At 65.4% G+C, this 15,835-nt stretch carries 15 protein-coding genes; 9 read left to right on the top strand and 6 right to left on the bottom strand.

Annotated elements, in window-relative coordinates:
* Positions 1-2: 2 nt before the first annotated feature.
* Positions 3-1,856, top strand: coding sequence for an ATP-binding protein (locus KFB96_RS12530; protein WP_300971661.1), 1,854 nt, complete (start codon positions 3-5; stop codon positions 1,854-1,856).
* A 7-nt stretch (positions 1,857-1,863) separates the two neighbouring features.
* On the opposite strand, the gene KFB96_RS12525 is transcribed toward KFB96_RS12530, so the two are convergent.
* The 3 genes from KFB96_RS12525 to KFB96_RS12515 all read right to left on the bottom strand — a co-directional run bounded on the left by KFB96_RS12525 (position 1,864) and on the right by KFB96_RS12515 (position 5,021).
* A complete protein-coding gene (locus KFB96_RS12525; RefSeq protein ID WP_213458115.1) occupies positions 1,864-2,244 on the bottom strand; it encodes a hypothetical protein in 381 nt (126 codons plus the stop codon).
* A 297-nt stretch (positions 2,245-2,541) separates the two neighbouring features.
* Positions 2,542-3,504, bottom strand: a complete 963-nt coding sequence (locus KFB96_RS12520) for an alpha-E domain-containing protein (RefSeq protein ID WP_213458116.1) — start codon at positions 3,502-3,504, stop codon at positions 2,542-2,544.
* Positions 3,505-3,563: 59 nt separating this feature from the next.
* Complete coding sequence (locus KFB96_RS12515; RefSeq protein ID WP_213458117.1) at positions 3,564-5,021, bottom strand: circularly permuted type 2 ATP-grasp protein; 1,458 nt, start codon at positions 5,019-5,021, stop codon at positions 3,564-3,566.
* A gap of 240 nt (positions 5,022-5,261) precedes the next feature.
* Here KFB96_RS12515 and KFB96_RS12510 point away from each other — a divergent pair, with 240 nt between their 5' ends.
* Positions 5,262-6,065, top strand: coding sequence for a 20S proteasome subunit A/B (locus KFB96_RS12510; protein ID WP_213458253.1), 804 nt, complete (start codon positions 5,262-5,264; stop codon positions 6,063-6,065).
* Positions 6,066-6,070: 5 nt separating this feature from the next.
* Here the strand turns inward: KFB96_RS12510 and KFB96_RS12505 are convergent, their stop codons facing one another.
* The gene (locus tag KFB96_RS12505) at positions 6,071-6,541 is read right to left on the bottom strand and encodes an ATP-dependent zinc protease (RefSeq protein WP_213458118.1); all 471 of its coding nucleotides are present in this window, start codon (positions 6,539-6,541) and stop codon (positions 6,071-6,073) included.
* Between the two features lie 166 nt (positions 6,542-6,707).
* Here KFB96_RS12505 and KFB96_RS12500 point away from each other — a divergent pair, with 166 nt between their 5' ends.
* A complete protein-coding gene (locus KFB96_RS12500; protein ID WP_300971658.1) occupies positions 6,708-7,418 on the top strand; it encodes a hypothetical protein in 711 nt (236 codons plus the stop codon).
* 215 nt (positions 7,419-7,633) lie between these two features.
* Here KFB96_RS12500 and msrB read toward each other — a convergent pair whose 3' ends face one another.
* A complete protein-coding gene (gene msrB / locus KFB96_RS12495) occupies positions 7,634-8,032 on the bottom strand; it encodes a peptide-methionine (R)-S-oxide reductase MsrB (RefSeq protein WP_213458254.1) in 399 nt (132 codons plus the stop codon).
* Between the two features lie 513 nt (positions 8,033-8,545).
* On the opposite strand from msrB, the gene KFB96_RS12490 reads away from it, so the two are divergent.
* The 6 genes from KFB96_RS12490 to KFB96_RS12465 all read left to right on the top strand — a co-directional run bounded on the left by KFB96_RS12490 (position 8,546) and on the right by KFB96_RS12465 (position 14,511).
* A complete protein-coding gene (locus KFB96_RS12490; RefSeq protein WP_213458119.1) occupies positions 8,546-9,163 on the top strand; it encodes a hypothetical protein in 618 nt (205 codons plus the stop codon).
* Positions 9,160-10,059: an archaetidylserine decarboxylase gene (gene asd, locus KFB96_RS12485; RefSeq protein WP_213458120.1), complete on the top strand. Its 900-nt coding sequence runs from the start codon at positions 9,160-9,162 to the stop codon at positions 10,057-10,059. Before KFB96_RS12490 ends, asd begins: the two co-directional genes overlap by 4 nt.
* 31 nt (positions 10,060-10,090) lie before the next feature.
* Positions 10,091-11,257, top strand: a complete 1,167-nt coding sequence (locus KFB96_RS12480) for a hypothetical protein (RefSeq protein WP_213458121.1) — start codon at positions 10,091-10,093, stop codon at positions 11,255-11,257.
* Complete coding sequence (locus KFB96_RS12475) at positions 11,254-12,093, top strand: lytic transglycosylase domain-containing protein (protein ID WP_213458122.1); 840 nt, start codon at positions 11,254-11,256, stop codon at positions 12,091-12,093. The genes KFB96_RS12480 and KFB96_RS12475 overlap by 4 nt, the downstream gene beginning before the upstream one ends.
* A 58-nt stretch (positions 12,094-12,151) precedes the next feature.
* Complete coding sequence (locus tag KFB96_RS12470) at positions 12,152-12,703, top strand: LemA family protein (RefSeq protein ID WP_213458123.1); 552 nt, start codon at positions 12,152-12,154, stop codon at positions 12,701-12,703.
* An 86-nt stretch (positions 12,704-12,789) separates the two neighbouring features.
* Positions 12,790-14,511: a DUF2207 domain-containing protein gene (locus KFB96_RS12465; protein WP_213458124.1), complete on the top strand. Its 1,722-nt coding sequence runs from the start codon at positions 12,790-12,792 to the stop codon at positions 14,509-14,511.
* Positions 14,512-14,611: 100 nt separating this feature from the next.
* Here the strand turns inward: KFB96_RS12465 and KFB96_RS12460 are convergent, their stop codons facing one another.
* A complete protein-coding gene (locus KFB96_RS12460) occupies positions 14,612-15,670 on the bottom strand; it encodes a thioredoxin fold domain-containing protein (protein ID WP_213458125.1) in 1,059 nt (352 codons plus the stop codon).
* Positions 15,671-15,835 lie beyond the last annotated feature (165 nt).

The following is a 15,835-nucleotide window of genomic DNA, read 5'->3' as shown; positions in this document are numbered from 1 at the left end:
GTATGCCGCATCCCCCCGCGACGGATGCACGGATCGAGGCGGATCTCACGCGTCTGCTGTTCGAGCACCTTCCCGCCAGTCTCGTCATCACCGCGGCCAATGCCCTGCTGGTGGCAGCCGCGATGAGCCTGGTTTCGTCCCCGGCCGGGGCCTGGGTCTGGTTCGCCGCGCTTCTCATGATCCTGATCGCCCGCGGGCTCCTGATGATGTGTTATCGGCGGGCCGGCGAGACCCGCTCGTCCACCGAGTGGACCCGTCGCTTCGTGTTGGGTGCCGCCGCGACGGGACTCGCCTGGGGGATCTCGGTCTTCCTGCTCCCCGGCCATGTGTTGACCTATCAGGTCTTTCTCGGCTTCGTGATCTCCGGGATGGTCGCCGGAGCGATCCCGAGCTTGAGCGCCTGCCTGGTGGCCTATCTGTCGTACATGCTCGGTGCGCTCGTGCCCTTCGCGCTGCGGATGATCGTGATCGGCGACGAGCTTGCCTATACCTTTCTCGCGCTGATCCTGCTGTTCGCCGTCTTCATGTGGCTGAATGCGCGTCGCTACCATCGCACCCTGCGCCATGCGCTCGAGCTGGGGCACGTCAACCTCGATCTGATCGCTAGTTTGACGCAGGAAAAGGAGCGGATCGCCGCATTGAACCGGGATCTGGAGCGCGAGATCGAGGAGCGGCGCGCGACCGAGGCGGCCCTGGTGATCGCCAAGGAGCAGGCCGAATCGGCGAGCATCGCCAAAGGTCAGTTCGTCGCCAACATGAGCCACGAGATCCGTACGCCCATGAATGGTGTGCTCGGCTTGCTGGAGATGCTCTCGCACGAGCGCCTGAGTGCGGAGCAGAAGGGGCTGGTCGAGGTGGCGCACACCTCCGCCGAGAGTCTGCTCAACGTCATCAACGACATCTTGGATTTCTCCAAGATCGAGGCCGGGCGACTCGATCTCGAGCGCATCCCCTTCGATCTGCGCCGCCTCGTCGAGGATGTCGCCGGCCTCTTTACGGCGAGCGCGCGCAGCAAAGAGCTCGCGCTGGTGTGCTTCGTTCCGCCGGGACTGCCCGCTCGTGTCCTGGGCGATCCCCACCGTTTGCGCCAGATTCTCACCAACATCTTGGGCAATGCGGTGAAGTTCTCGCTCTCGGGCGAGGTTGCGCTGCGTGTCGATGTTTGCGGGGAGGAGGGCGAGCGCAGCCGATTCTGCTTCGAGATCTCCGACACCGGGATCGGTATGACGCCCGAGCAGCTCGAGCGTCTCTTCACACCCTTCGTCCAGGCGGACGGCTCCACGACGCGGCGTTTTGGTGGTACCGGTCTCGGTCTCGCGATCAGCAAGGATCTGGTTGCGCTGATGGGCGGCGACATCGCGGTCGAGAGCTCCTTCGGCCGGGGTTCTCGGTTCCGCATCCGACTGCCGCTCGAGCCTCTGCCCGATAAGGCCGAGCCGGCCGACGGCGCGGCACCGATGCTCGATCGGCCCTTCAAGGGGCGCGTGTTGCTGGCCGAAGACAATCCGGTGAACCAACAGGTGGCGATCGGGATGCTGATGCGACTCGGCCTCGAGCCGAACCTGGTTCAGAACGGCGCCGAGGCGATCGAACGACTCGCGCGCGAGCGCTTCGACGCCGTACTGATGGACGTGCAGATGCCGGTGCTCGACGGCCTCGGGGCAACGCGGCAATGGCGGGAGCGCGAGCATCGCGAAGGCCTTCCGCACACCCCCGTCATCGCCATGACCGCCAACGCGATGGCCAGGGATCGGGATGCCTGTCTGGAGGCAGGGATGGACGACTACCTCGCCAAGCCGGTCAAGCTCGCCGAGCTGCGCGAGACCCTGGCCCGCTGGTTGCCCGTAGCGGACTGAGGGAGGCTCAGGGAGCGGACTCGTCGCTCGGAAAGAGCTCGCGATAGACCGATGCGTCGAAGATCGCCTCGATCCTTTGGATCCGGCCCTCGTGCACCCGCGACCATTGCGCGGCCTCGACGGCAAGCTTCTCGGAGATCTGGATCCGATAGGTCATGAAATGGCAAATATCGTTGCCGTCCACAAAGACCTTGCGGATCTCTCTGTCGAGGATGATGCCGCTCGAGAGGGTGGCGTACTGGATGAAGTCATCCGCTCGATCGAAGCTCGCAATCGGACTGCGATAGCAAAACCCGGTGTCGGCGAGAAGGCCGCGCATCGTCTCGTAGTCCCGTGCCAATTGGGCGGCGAGATAGGCATCCACGATCGACGGAGGGTCTAGGGTCACCGTTGGCTCCCGGTTCGGCGAGAAGGAGCTTTCATGGTGCAGGGTTTTCCCCGAGGCGTCCATTCGAGACCTGATGGATTTTCGATTTGCGTGCTCGGGAGGCGGTTGGGTGGAGGGTGTCGGGTGCCCGGCCGGGAGGCGCAGGGGTTTGAGGGGATGCGTTTGGCTGGGCAGGTGGCCGGGGCGCCGGAGTTTGGAGGATGGGTTTCGCTGCGGAGGGAGCAGTGCCGGGGCGCCGGAGTTTGGAGGATGGGTTTCGCTGCGCTCTACCCATCCTACGTTCACTTCGAGTCAGCTTCAGTCCTGCGTTTGCGATTGGGTCTGCGTCTCCGGAGGCGGCGGGAACCAGGTCCGTGCAAGCTCCTCGTGCAGATCGCCGATCCCGACCTGAAGGTCGTCGATAAAGGCATGCAGTTGTTGCTGATTGAGGCGACGCGGCTCGGTCCCTTCGAGATTACGCTTGAGCCGTCCCGCCACGCGCAAGGCGGATTCGTTGCGCGGCAGCTTCGAAAGACTGGTCCGCAGTGCTTCGATGCAATGCACGACCGAGCGCGGGAACGACTGGTTTTGAAAGAGAAAGCGCAACACAGGTCCACGCAGGACGCGAATCTGCTCGCTGCGCCGATAGGCCTGGTAGGCCGTCATGGATTTCAGCACGCTGACCCATTGAATGGTCTCGAAGGGTCGCAGCTCGGTCGCCTCCTCGGGCAGCAGATTGGCCGAGCGCACGTCGATGATGCGTGTCGTCATGTCCGCACGTTCCATAAAGCGCCCGAGGTGCAGGAAATCATAGCCTTGGTCGTGCAGCATGGTCCCGGAGAGCAGGCCGTTGATGTTTTGGGCGCCTTGGATCACCCGCTTCAGATAGGCGTGCCGGCCGCCCTTCGTCATCCCCTTGGGTAGGTCCTCGCGGGCGAAGAGATAGATCTCGTTGAGCAGCTCCCAGACCTCGCGCGGGACGAAGTCGCGAATGGTGCGACAGTTCTCGCGTGCCGCCACCAGGGCCGCCAGGACCGATCCCGAATTACGCTCGTCGGCGAGGAGAAAACGCACGACGTGGCGTTCGCTGTAGTCTTTGTAGTGCTCTTCGAAGAGCGGGTTCGCGCCCGTGATGTCGACCAAGGGGCGCCAGCCGGGCGCAATGCCTTTCGGCAGGTCGAGCAGGAGATTGGCGTTGACCGTCACGATACGGGCGGTATTCTCGGCCCGCTCGACATAGCGGGCCATCCAGTAGATGTTTTCTGCAACACGCGAGAGCATGTGTTCCGACCCCTATGCTCGATTGGATTCGCTTCGGTCCTTGCCGACGGCTCGGCCGCTCATTCGTCGGCCTGCGGCGGCTCGGGCACGATCCAGGTGTCTTTGCTTCCTCCGCCCTGGGACGAGTTCACGACCAACGACCCTTTGCGCATCGCCACCCGTGTCAGCCCGCCCATGGTGACCTGCTGGCGGTCCGCCGAGAGGATGAAGGGACGCAGATCCACATGACGCGGCTCGAGCTTCTTGCCGATGATGGTCGGCACGGTCGAGAGCTTCAGCGCCGGCTGGGCGATGTAGTTGCGGGGATCCTTCTTGATCAGCTCGGCGAAGTGCTCGCGCTCGGCCTTGGTCGATGCGGGCCCCACCAGCATGCCGTAGCCGCCGGACTCGTTGGCGGGCTTCACCACCATCCGTTCCATGTTCTCGAGCGTATAGGCCAAGGCGTCCGCCTCCATGCAGCGGTAGGTGGGGACGTTCGGGATGATCGGATCGGCGTCGAGATAATAGCGGATCAGCTCGGGCACGAAGGCATAGACGACCTTGTCGTCCGCAACCCCGGCGCCGGGCGCATTGGCCAAGGCGACGTTGCCCGCCTTCCAGGCCCGCATGAGTCCGGGCACGCCGAGCGCGGAGTCCGGCAGGAATGCCTCGGGATCGAGGAAGAGGTCGTCGATGCGGCGATAGACGACATCGACGCGGGCGAGCCCGTCGACGGTGCGCATGTAGACGCAGTCGTCCTTGTCGACGAACAGATCGCGCCCTTCGACCAGCTCGCAGCCCATCTGCTGTGCCAGATAGGAGTGCTCGAAATAGGCCGAGTTGTAGATGCCCGGGGTCAGCACCACCACCGCGGGATAGTCCGCGGGGCGCGGCGAGAGTGCCGCCAGGGTGTCGAAGAGCTCCGAGGGATAATCGTCGACCGGCAGCGGCGCGTAGTGCTCGAACAGCTCGGGCAGCACGCGTTTGGTGACCAGGCGATTCTCCAGCATATAGGAGACGCCGGAAGGGACACGCAGGTTGTCCTCCAGGACGTAGAGGGTCCCGTCCGCGTCGCGCACCAGATCCGAGCCGCAGATATGCGCCCAGATCCCCAAGGGCGGGTCGACACCGACGCACTGCGGGCGAAAGTTCACCGAGTTGGCGAGGACCTCGGCCGGGAAGACGCCGTCCTTGATGACCTTTTGATCATGGTAGAGGTCGTCGATGAAGAGGTTCAGGGCCTGTACGCGCTGGCGCAGTCCCGCGTCCACGCGCTCCCACTCGGACTGTGCAATGATCCGCGGGATGATGTCGAAGGGCCAGGTCCGGTCGATGGCGCCGCCTTCCTCCGAATAGACGGTGAAGGTGATCCCCATCTCCTTGATCGAGACATCGGCGGCTTCCTGGCGGGCCACCAGCTCCTCGGGGCCGAGTGCTTCGAGATCGGCAAGCAGGCCGGCGATTGCCCGATGCCCGTTGCCGGCGACCAGCTCGTCGTAGAAACCCTCTGAGGGGTAGGCATTCCAATCGATACTCATGCTACTCACTCGCAGACCAGGTGTCGGGGATGGCTCGGCCGGAACGATTTGCGATGCCGATCAATAGGGGACCGACCTCGAAACCTCATGCTCGGAGTATGCTGGACAAGGGCTGCGACGTCTATCCGCTCACGCGGTGCCGAGGCGAGCATGCAAAATAAGGTGGAACGGGGTACTAAACCCACGCAACCGATCGCGGCCGCGCGACCACCCGACATCGACCATACAGACACGATCATCATGACCTACTGCCTCGGACTCGCCCTCGACGAGGGTCTTGTGATGGCCGCCGACTCCCGCACCAACGCCGGCGTCGACTATGTCACCACCTTCAGCAAGCTGCACGTCTTCCAACCTGCGCAGGACCGTATCTTCATCCTCATGTCCGCGGGCAACCTGGCGACCACGCAGGAGGTGCTGAACCGCATCCGACGTGATCTCGACCAGCCGCGCGATTCACGGATCCTCGGCGATCAAGACCGCGAGCGATCCCGGATCGACCTCTTGAGCGCGCGTTATCTCTTCGAGGCGGCGGATTACGTCGGGCGGGTCAGCGTGGGAGTGCAGCGCGATCATTCCCCGGCACTGCGTCAGAGCGGCGTCAGCGCCGAGACCACGCTGATTCTCGGGGGTCAGATTGCCGGTCAGCCACACGGTCTTTATCTGATCTACCCGCAGGGCAACTACTTCGCGGCCTCGCCCCAAACGCCCTACCTGCAGATCGGCGAGACCAAATATGGCAAGCCGGCATTGGATCGCATCGCGGAGCCCGGGCTGTCGTTGGAGAACGGAGCGCGCCTGTGCGTCGTCTCTTTGGATGCGACCTCGCGCTCGAACATGACGGTCGGTCCGCCGTTCGAGGTCGCCATCTATGCCAAGGACAGCCTGATGCTGACGCATCGGCTCAAGCTGACTGCCGATTCAACGGCGTTGCGCACGCTCTCGCGCAGCTGGAACGAGGGCATCCGCGGCGTCTTCGATCACCTGCCGCGTTTCGATTGGGAAGCGATGGGAGAGACGCCGACCGACCGGCTACCGACCTGAGCGCGTCAGTCGTAGTGCTCCCGGGGCCGGGCCACCCGCCCGGTCAGAAAGGAGCACGCCGGATCGACTCGGGCCCGGCCGGCAAGCGCGGTGCGACCGAGCAACATCCGAAACAGCATGGTCTCGCGATTGGTCAGGGTGATCTCGATCGGCCAATCCTGTCCGGCCAGCATGAGCCGGCTGCGGATGATGTAGCGATCCTCGCGGTGGCCACCCGAGTCCGTGACACGCCGTTGGTCGATGACCAACGCCTCGCCGTGGAGCACCACATCGGTGCGCTTCTGCAGCGGATGCACGCCGAAGCGAACATAACGCTCGCGGCCCCGATGGAAGCCGTCGACATAGCAGGCATGGAGGGTCGAGGTGCGCGCCCCGGTGTCGACCTTGGCCTTGACGAGGCTCAACCCCAACTCCGGTAGGGCGATCCATTCACGCCAGCCCAGCAGCAAGGTCTCGGAGGTCGTGCCGGGGGTCATCGCCAAACCTCGCTCAATGCCGTCAAATACATCATCCGCACGCCGCTTCGCCTCCCGCTCGACATCGATCGCCAAGGCCCGATGTTAGCAGAGCCAAGGCCCGATCCGGACTGTTAAACTGGCGGGACAGTTCGGGCGAGCTCGATCAACGCATTCCGGAGACACCATGTTCAGACCGATCCAAATGACCCTGCTCGTCGCCTTGGCCCTGCCGTTGACCCAGACCGCCGTTGCGGAGCAGGGCACCGCCAAAATTCTTGCACCCTGGGAAGCGAACGGTCAGCTTTTTCAGATCGCCGTCGACAAGCTCCAGTTCATCGGCACCTTCGAGGGCATCATGTACATCGAGCACGGCGAAGGCCTCTTGGATGCGGCGCTCTTCACCTGTCCCTCGACCCAGATCATCCATGTCCTGAGCAACCGACTCGAGAGCCACGGCTTCTGCACCATCGAGAGCCCGACCGGTGATTCGGTCTACGCCGAGTTCACCTGCAACGGCGAGCCCGGCTCCTGTAAGGGTACCTTCATGCTCACGGGCGGAACCGGCCGGCTCGCCGGGATCACCGGGCAGAGCGACATGATCGTGCGCACCGCGCTGAGCGGGACCGCCATGAACGAGGCGACCGGCGGGACGGTGTCGGCGGCGAAGGGGCTCGCGATCTGGCCGGAGATGCGCTTCGAGTTTCCGGGCAAGAGCGCGAAGGCCGGCATGCTCGGCACCGGTCCCGGCTCGAACGGAGGCGAAATGATTCCGGAGATGCTGACTCCGATCGATCCGGGCAGCACGGGCGATCCCGAGGCAGCCGCCGATGGAGCAGCCTCGGAGACGTCGCCGGCGAGCGGGTCTGCGCAGGACGACACGACGGGCGAGCGCTGACCGGATGGCCAGCCGAGACTCGCCGAGTCGGCGACGGGGGATAGGCCGCTTGTCGGGCGCGGCCTTCGCTGGTGCGCTTATGGCGTTGCTTTCAGGTGATCCGGCCTTCGCGGCCGGACCCCGCGAGATCGTTGGAAACCCAATTGTCGAAGACGACGGATCACTTGGGGCACGGCCGTCGACTCGATCAGCCCGCGCTGATGGCGTCGAGGCGATCAGGCTTCGGGCTCGAACGCCAAGGAGACCGAGTTGATGCAGTATCTGAGCCCTGTCGGTCTCGGCCCGTCCGGAAAGACATGCCCGAGATGGGCGCCGCAGCTGTTGCAAACGACCTCGGTGCGGCGCATCCCGTAACTGACGTCGTCCTCGGTCGCGACGGCATCCGGCGCGGTCGGCTGCCAAAAGCTCGGCCAGCCCGAGCCGGAATCGAATTTCTCGCTCGCACTGAACAGCGGCTCGCCGCAGCAGGTGCAGCGGTAGAGGCCCGGCTCTTTGGCTGCGTGATATTGCCCCGTGAAGGCCGGCTCGGTGCCTTTTTCCCGACAGACGCGATATTGTTCGGGCGTCAAGGCTTCGCGCCATTCGAGATCGGTCTTCTCGATTTTACGTCCCATAGTGACCTCGTGTGATTCGGTTTCGGCGATCCGCTCGACGATCGGATTGATCATGGGCGGCATTGGCTTGAGCCTCGGGCGAGGCGACCTTTATACTGACCCCACCCTCGGGTCCGCATCGTGATGGTGCGCGACCCCGACCGCGACTCGGTTCCGCTCCCATCCCGATCATGACGCTATCCGTGACGCCCCGCCCGAATGCCTTGCTCACGAGAGCCGCCGGTTGGGTGGGCGAGCGAGGGCGAAGGCTACGGAGTCCGGCGCTGGTGCTGGTGGACTGCGCTGCGCTTGCCCACTCTACGGCGCTTGTCCGCCCTGCCGGAAGCGTTCCTCTCGGCGAGGTGGTCGGATTGACGCGTTCGTGGTTACCGGGGAGAGTGGGGTCGCAGCGCCGGGATGTCCACTCGCTGCCGTGCCGGTCCGCGCGATGCGGCCCGGGCCCTTCCCCGATCGATGCGAAACCCGTGTCGACCGACGCCGATCCGGCGTATGCACCCGAGGCGATCACCTGAGATGTTCCTGCGGAACCGACACCCTCTCTGGATCCGCCTGGCCCTGATCCTCGCTGCCATCTCGCTGTTCGTCCTGGCCTACCAGTGGGGGAATCAGTACCAGCCTCGCAGCGCTGCACCGCCGGTGATCGGCGGGTTGCTGATCCGACCGCCTGCGAGCCTGCCGGAATTCGAGCTCCGGGAGGCCCTCGGTAATCCGTTCGGCCAACAGGATCTCTCGCAAGGCTGGACCCTGCTCGCCTTCGGCGATCTGTCGCGCGCCTCCGGACAACTTGCCGTCCAGCGTCTGATCGATGTCTACAACCGGGTGGCCGACGAGCGCCCCTTGCGCAAACAACTGCGCTTGGTCCTCGTCACCACCGGGGATGATTCCACCGTTTCCCGGGATTTCGCCGGTCTTTTGCCTGCGCTGAAGATACTCGGCGGCGAGGCCGAGCAGATCGAGCGTCTTCGCGCCGATATCGGCCTCGGCGGCGCGGAGACACCGGCGATCTTCGTCGTTGCACCGGGCGGATATGTGCTTGCCTTCCTTCCCGAGACCCAAGACGGCGCGCAAATGGCCGAAGATCTGAAGGCCATCCACGCCGGCTCGGACCTCTTATTGCCGGAGACACCATGACGGAACCCGTCCGGGGCTTGGGAGCGCGACTCTTCGTCGCCCTTCAGCACCTTCTTCCCCAGCACCTCTTGTCGGCCCTCATGTATCGGCTGGCGCGCGTTCGGTGGCGTCCGCTCAAGGATCTGCTCATCGCGACCGTCCTGCGTCTCTACAGGATCGATATGACCGAGGCAGCGGCGCCGAACGCGAAGACCTATGTGCATTTCAACGCCTTTTTTACCCGCGCGCTGAGACCCGATGCGCGGCCGCTCGATCCGGACGCGCTGGCGGTGGTGAGCCCCGTCGACGGCACGATCAGTCAGAGCGGTCGGATCACCGCGGGCCGTGTGATCCAGGCGAAAGGTCGGGATTACAGCGTCGAGGAGCTCCTCGGGGGAGACCCCGAGCGGGCACGGGTCTTCGACGGCGGTACCTTCGCGACCATCTATCTTGCGCCGAGCGATTACCACCGGATCCACATGCCGCTCGGCGGCGATCTCGCCTGGATGCACCACATCCCGGGACGGCTGTTCAGCGTGAACAACGTCACTGCGGATCTGGTGCCGCGGCTGTTCGCCCGCAACGAGCGGGTAGCGTGCCGATTCGAGACCGATGTCGGCGCAATGGCGATGGTCCTGGTCGGGGCCATCTTCGTCGGCGGGATCGAGACCGTCTGGGCCGGCGAGGTCACGCCTGCACGAGACCGGAGTCGGGGCGCGAATACGGGCACCGGAGCCGGATCGGTCCGGCTCGAACGCGGCGCCGAGATGGGCCGCTTCAATCTGGGCTCGACCGTGATCCTGCTCTTCGAGCCGGGCAGGGTGCAGCTGGACGAGACGCTCGCGCCGGGCTGCAAGGTTCGACTCGGGCAGCGGCTCGGCCGCCCCGCCGCGGCGTCCGAGCACGTCGAGTCCTGACGCGAGCCCGAAGCGAACCGGAGGCGCTTACATGTCCCATCTTTTCCTTGCCGTGACCGCCCACGGGTACGGGCATCTGGCGCAGGTGGCGCCGGTCGTCCATGAGCTGGCGCGGCGTTTCCCCGGTCTGCGGATCACCCTGCAGAGCGACATCGATCCGGGCTTGGCGCGCAGCCGACTGCCGCCCGGGTTTACGCAGATCCAGGAGGCGACGGATATCGGCCTGCTCATGGACGGCCCGCTCGGCACCCGCTGGTCGGAAAGCCTGATCCGATATGCGGATTTCGAGGCCGACTACGAACGGCGACTCGAGCGCGAGACCTCACTGTTGCGCCGTGCGGCGCCTGACCTGGTCTTGGCCGATGTGCCCTGGCTGCCGCTCGATGCGGCGCGGCGGGCGGGCATCCCGGCGGTGGCGCTGTGCTCGCTCAACTGGTACGACATCCTGCGCGAGAGTCCGGTGGCCGATCAGGTCCCCGCATCTGTGATGGCGCGGATGCGGGCGGTCTATGCCGCGGCCGAGCTTTTCATCCGACCGGCCCCCTCGATGCCCATGTCCTGGCTGCCGAATGCGATCGATGTCGGCCCCATCGCGAGCCGTTATCCGGATCGTCGGGATGCGTTGCGCGCACGCTGCGGCGTGCCCCCCGATCGCCCCTTCGCCCTGATTCAATTCGGTGGATTCGAGGGGTTCGATCCGCTCGCGATGTGGCCCGAGCAGGACCAAGTCCATTGGTTGGCTCAAGATCTTCCCGGCGGTCAGAGGCGCGATGCGACCGGGATTTCTTCGCTGGGGCTGCGGGTGCCGGACGACGTCATGTCCTCCTGCGATCTCATGCTGTGCAAGCCCGGCTACGGCAGCTATGCCGAGGCCGCCGTCAACCGAATCCCCGTCCTCTATGTCAAGCGCGGCGATTGGCCGGAGGAAGCCGCCCTGATACCCTGGCTGGCAGAGCGGATGCCGACGCGCGAGATCACGCGGGAGGATCTTCTGGCGGGACACCTCGCCGAGGCCATCCATGCGTTGCGCACCGCCGATCGACCGCCTGCCGTGGAGCCGACCGGCATTGCGGAGGTGGCGGATCTTCTGGAGCCCCTGCTGGTACACCGGCTCCGTCCTGCGGGTCATGCGTTCCGGGTCGCGCACTCCGGTTCGACGGGCGCCACCTTGCCAACCTCAGTGGTGGAGGGGTCATGACATCCTTCGGTGCCGATCGACAGCGGGTCCGACGCCTGGCGTTTCTGGCGCTGGCCTTTTGGCCGCTCGTCTCTTGGGCCAGTCTGGCCGGTAAATCGACCTCGACGGAGGGCGCCGAGACGCCGCAGGCCCGGACGGAGTCAGCCAAGATCGAGGCCGACACCCTCAAGCCCGCCAAGGCCGCTCCCGCCAAGCCGGTGGCGCCGAACGGACCGCGTCCGAGCCGTGCGGAGGTCATCGCCATGATCCCGGCGGTCGCTCGGCGACATGGGGTCGAGGAGGAATTGGTGCGCGCGGTGGTCGCGGCGGAATCGAACTACAACGCCCACGCGGTTTCCCGCGCAGGCGCGGTCGGGCTGATGCAGTTGATGCCGCCGACGGCGGCGGACTACGGGGTCACCTCGCTCGCCGATCTCTTCGACCCCAAGATCAACCTCGACACCGGCACACGTCACCTCAAGCGTCTCCTGCGCAAATACAACAACGACTACGGTCGGGTCATCATGGCCTACAACGCCGGCGAAGGCGTGGTCGATCGTACCAACAGCCAGGTGACCTATCTCGAGACGCTCAACTATACCGAGGCGGTGATCACCTATTACCGCCGCAACGGCGGGACTCAGCCCACACAGGTGGCCTTGAATCAGGTACGGACCCTGCGCGGGACGCGCGACTTGGGCAAGGCGCGACGTCTGATGAAAAAATACCTGGATCCGTCGCTGTTGTCGCTCAAGGTCAAGCCGACGCTCGACCTGCGGCGCCTCAACCCGGCCCTTCACGAAGTGGGTCCCGAGAGCAAGCCGATGTTCGAGCTGGGCGCGACCGGTCGGCCCTGATTCCGGTTACGGACGGCGCATCGTCGGCATCGGCATCGCTCGAGAGGAGTCTCGGCACATGGTCTACGGGTTCACGGCACTCCTGCTGATCCCGCTCGTCTGGGGTCTCTGGATCTTCAATCGCTTGGTGCGTCTGCGCAATCGCGTCCGTGCGGCTTGGAGCGATATCGATGTTCAGCTCACACGGCGTCACGACCTGATCCCCATGTTGGTCGAGGCGGTGCGCGGTTATGCGGCGCATGAGCAGACACTCTTTACGGCCGTCGCGGCGCTGCGCACCCGTGCAGTGGAGACGGAAAGTCCCGCCGAGCTGGCGAGCCTGGAGGCGGCACTCGAGCAGTCGCTCGGTCGGTTGATCCTGCTCGAGGAGGCCTATCCGGATCTCAAGGCGAGCGAGAATTTTCTGCGCCTTCAGCGCGATCTCGTCGATGTCGAGGAGCATCTCCAATACGCACGCCGTTTCTACAACGGCGCGGTGCGCGAGTTGAACGACGGCATTCAAAAGGTGCCGGACCTGCTGATCGCCCGGCTGTTCGGATTTGCATCGGCCGAATTCTATCTGGCCCGCGCGTCCGAGCGTGCGGTACCGCGACTCGAGGACAAGACATGATCGAGGGCCTTCCCGTTCGGGTTGCCGGGTGCATCGCGTTGCCCCGGATTCAGGGATGGTTTACCCCGAGGAGGCGATGGCTCCTCATGCTCCTACCTCTGCTCCTGCTCGGGGTCAGCGCACAGGCCGGTGCCGCCGAGGAGATCCTCTCCTTCCACAGCGATCTCTCGATTCAGCCCGACGGCAGCCTCGAGGTGACCGAGACCATCGCCATTCGCGCCGAGGGCCGCGAGATCCGCCGCGGCATCGTGCGCGAGTTTCCGACTCGCTATCGCGACCGGCTCGGCAACCAGGTCCGGGTCGGTTTCGAGCTGCTCGGCGTGGAGCGCGACGGCAAGCCGGAGCCCAACTTTATCGAGCGCGTCTCCAACGGCGTGGAGATCAACACCGGCAACGACGATCTTCTCGCCGTTCCGGCGACCTACACTTACCGCATTCGCTATCGCACGACCCGCCAGCTCGGGTTCTTCGAGGGGCACGACGAGCTCTACTGGAACGTTACCGGCACCGGTTGGATCTTTCCGATCCTCGCGGCGAGCGCCAGGGTGCGGCTTCCGGCCGAGGTCCCGATCGCGGACCTCACGGCCGAGGGCTATACGGGGCCTCAGGGCGCCGTCGGTCGAGACCTGGTCGCCGAGGTCGTCGCGCCCGACGAGATCCGCTTTGCGACGACACGACCCCTGGGTGTTGCCGAGGGTCTGACCATCGTTGCCGGATTCCCGAAAGGTCTGATCGCGGAGCCGACGGATGCCCGCCGTCTCGGCTGGCTGCTGTACGACAATCGTGGGGTGCTGGTCGCCCTGGTCGGGCTCATCCTGCTGCTCGCCTATTACGGGACCACTTGGTGGCGCGTCGGGCGCGATCCGCAGGCCGGCCCGATCTTTCCGCACTACCGTCCCCCGGATGGACATTCGCCCGCGGGTCTGCGCTATCTGAGTCGGATGGGCTACGACCACCGCTGCTTTGCCGCCGATCTGGTCGAGACGGCCGTGAAGGGCCATGTGGTGATCCATCAGGAAAAGGCCGGTTGGCGCGAGGCGTGGCGACTCGAGCGTTTGCGCGGCGCCGACCCGGCCGCACTCACGCCGAGTCAAGCGACCCTGCTCCGGCTGCTCTTCGCCAAGGGCGATCAGCTGGTGCTGACCAACACGCAGGCGGATCGGGTCGGACCGGCGCAGAGCGGACACACGCAGAGCCTCGCGCAGCTCTACAGCCCGCGCTTTTTTCTCGTCAACGGCGGCAAGCTCGGCTTGGGAATCGCCTTCTCCGTGCTCTACGGGGTGTTGGCCTGGATGGTCGCGGGCGGAGACGGGATACCGGCCATGCTCGTCCTGTTCGGGCTCGCGGTCGGTGCCCATGGCCTCTTTGCTTGGCTGCTGAAGGCCCCGACCACCGAGGGCCGGCGGCTGCTCGACCGGATCGAGGGTTTGAAGCTCTACCTGAGTGTCGCCGAGCGCGACGAGTTGAAGGCGCTCCCGGGACCGGGCAGCGATGCACCGCCCATGCTGGATGCCGAACGCTACGAAGCGCTCTTGCCCTATGCGCTCGCCCTGGATGTCGAAGAGGCCTGGACCCGCAAGTTCACGCTGGCCGTCGGCGCCGCGGCTGCGGCGTCCGCCGCCGGCGCCATACACTGGTATCGAGGCCGCGGCAGCGCCGGTGACCTCTCGCGCATGAGCCGGTCGCTCGGCCAGACCCTGAGTCGTCAGATTGCGTCCTCCGCGACACCGCCCGGCAGCAGCTCGGGCGGAGGTGGCGGTGGCTCGTCCGGCGGCGGCGGGGGCGGCGGTGGAGGGCGCGGGCGGTAGGGGCGACTTCAGTCGCCTACAGGTTGGTCGATGTTTTCCCGGAAATCGCCTTGGATCGGTCGCTCTTCCGGTACGGGTGACCGACCCGCCGTGCCCGAGGTCAATCCATCAGATCGGCCTCGACCCCGAGCGCGGTCAACGACTCGCGGCGCGCGGCAAGGTAGCGCTGGAAGCTCGGCTCCCACAGGTAGGCACCTGTGGCGACATAGTCCAAGGCGCCGTGGATGTGGAACGCCTTGAAATAACCCTCGGTGCGGAAGACTTCCCGCCCGGCGGCATCGAAGAACACCAGACTGGGTGTGTACTTGATGCCGAGCTCCGCGGCCCAGTCGCGGATCGGGATCTCGCGGCCGTCCACCGTCTGGACGGGGTCGCGCGAGTAGGTGTCCAGAATCACCCCGTCGAAGGCGCTCAGCGAGTAGACGACCGGCTCGCGCTCGAGGATGTCCTCGTGCAGCTCGTCGCAGTCTCGGCAGGTGGGCTGCTCGAACATCACCACCAGAGGACGCATGGAGACATCGCGATTGTCGGCGAGCCGGAACGGTGCGGTCAGGAAGCCCCCTTGTGTGTGCAGTGTGCCCTTGGCCTCGGCCGAATCGAGTCCGGCGGCATAGTCGGTGAATGACTCGCCGACCTGCTCGCGCCGCTCGGCGACATAAGCGAGCGCGGCCTTGAAACGATGGGGCGGGAAGTAGCCGTTGATCCGCAGAACAACCTGCCCGGCCTCGTCGAGCAGCAGCATCGTGGGTGTGAACTGAACCCTCAGGTCGGCTCCGAGTTGTTTCTCCGTGGTGAGCTCCCCTGACAGGCCGGTCACCTCCCGGTCACCCCAGAGATTGATGGCGACGACGTCGAAGCTCGACTGCATCAGACGGGCGATCGACTGATCGCCGAGGTTCTCCTGCAGCAGCTTGGCGCAGTAGGGGCAACCGTCCTGATAGAAATAGAGAACCAGGCGCTTGTCCTCTGCGGTCGCCTCGGCGACGTCCTCGCGGAGATCCAGAAAGGACGGCTTGAACCACTCCGGCTGCTCGTGATAACCGGGGTTCTGCATCCCGGGGGCCAGCTCGGCGGGTCCGTCGCTTGCGGCCGCGGCGAGCGTGCAGCAGAGCAGCAGGCTCCAGGCCAGCCGATGGATCCCGATCGTAGGCGTCTTCATCGTTCCAGTCTCCTCTGTGGTCCACCGGGGCTACCGAGTGCGGGCGTGCACACCTGTTCCCCTTATTGTGATGCGGCTCGGGCGCCGAGGCGCCTGTGGTTGAGAGGTTCGGCGATTGCCGAGGTTCCTGATTCACGTGTCGGAAGTCACTTGAGCACCGTCTCC

Source organism: Thiocapsa sp., assembly GCF_018399035.1.
Classification (GTDB): Bacteria; Pseudomonadota; Gammaproteobacteria; order Chromatiales; family Chromatiaceae; genus Thiocapsa.
Note: the sequence above shows the minus strand (reverse complement) of the source record. Positions and strands in the feature narration are given on the sequence as shown.

Coding starts and splice junctions, on each gene's coding strand:
- KFB96_RS12490 (WP_213458119.1), top strand. CDS start 8,546: ATGTTCCTGCGGAACCGACACCCTCTCTGGATCCGCCTGGCCCTGATC.
- asd (WP_213458120.1), top strand. CDS start 9,160: ATGACGGAACCCGTCCGGGGCTTGGGAGCGCGACTCTTCGTCGCCCTT.
- KFB96_RS12475 (WP_213458122.1), top strand. CDS start 11,254: ATGACATCCTTCGGTGCCGATCGACAGCGGGTCCGACGCCTGGCGTTT.
- KFB96_RS12530 (WP_300971661.1), top strand. CDS start 3: ATGCCGCATCCCCCCGCGACGGATGCACGGATCGAGGCGGATCTCACG.
- KFB96_RS12515 (WP_213458117.1), bottom strand. CDS start 5,021: ATGAGTATCGATTGGAATGCCTACCCCTCAGAGGGTTTCTACGACGAG.
- msrB (WP_213458254.1), bottom strand. CDS start 8,032: ATGGGACGTAAAATCGAGAAGACCGATCTCGAATGGCGCGAAGCCTTG.
- KFB96_RS12465 (WP_213458124.1), top strand. CDS start 12,790: ATGCTCCTACCTCTGCTCCTGCTCGGGGTCAGCGCACAGGCCGGTGCC.
- KFB96_RS12470 (WP_213458123.1), top strand. CDS start 12,152: ATGGTCTACGGGTTCACGGCACTCCTGCTGATCCCGCTCGTCTGGGGT.
- KFB96_RS12460 (WP_213458125.1), bottom strand. CDS start 15,670: ATGAAGACGCCTACGATCGGGATCCATCGGCTGGCCTGGAGCCTGCTG.
- KFB96_RS12510 (WP_213458253.1), top strand. CDS start 5,262: ATGACCTACTGCCTCGGACTCGCCCTCGACGAGGGTCTTGTGATGGCC.
- KFB96_RS12520 (WP_213458116.1), bottom strand. CDS start 3,504: ATGCTCTCGCGTGTTGCAGAAAACATCTACTGGATGGCCCGCTATGTC.
- KFB96_RS12500 (WP_300971658.1), top strand. CDS start 6,708: ATGTTCAGACCGATCCAAATGACCCTGCTCGTCGCCTTGGCCCTGCCG.
- KFB96_RS12505 (WP_213458118.1), bottom strand. CDS start 6,541: ATGACCCCCGGCACGACCTCCGAGACCTTGCTGCTGGGCTGGCGTGAA.
- KFB96_RS12480 (WP_213458121.1), top strand. CDS start 10,091: ATGTCCCATCTTTTCCTTGCCGTGACCGCCCACGGGTACGGGCATCTG.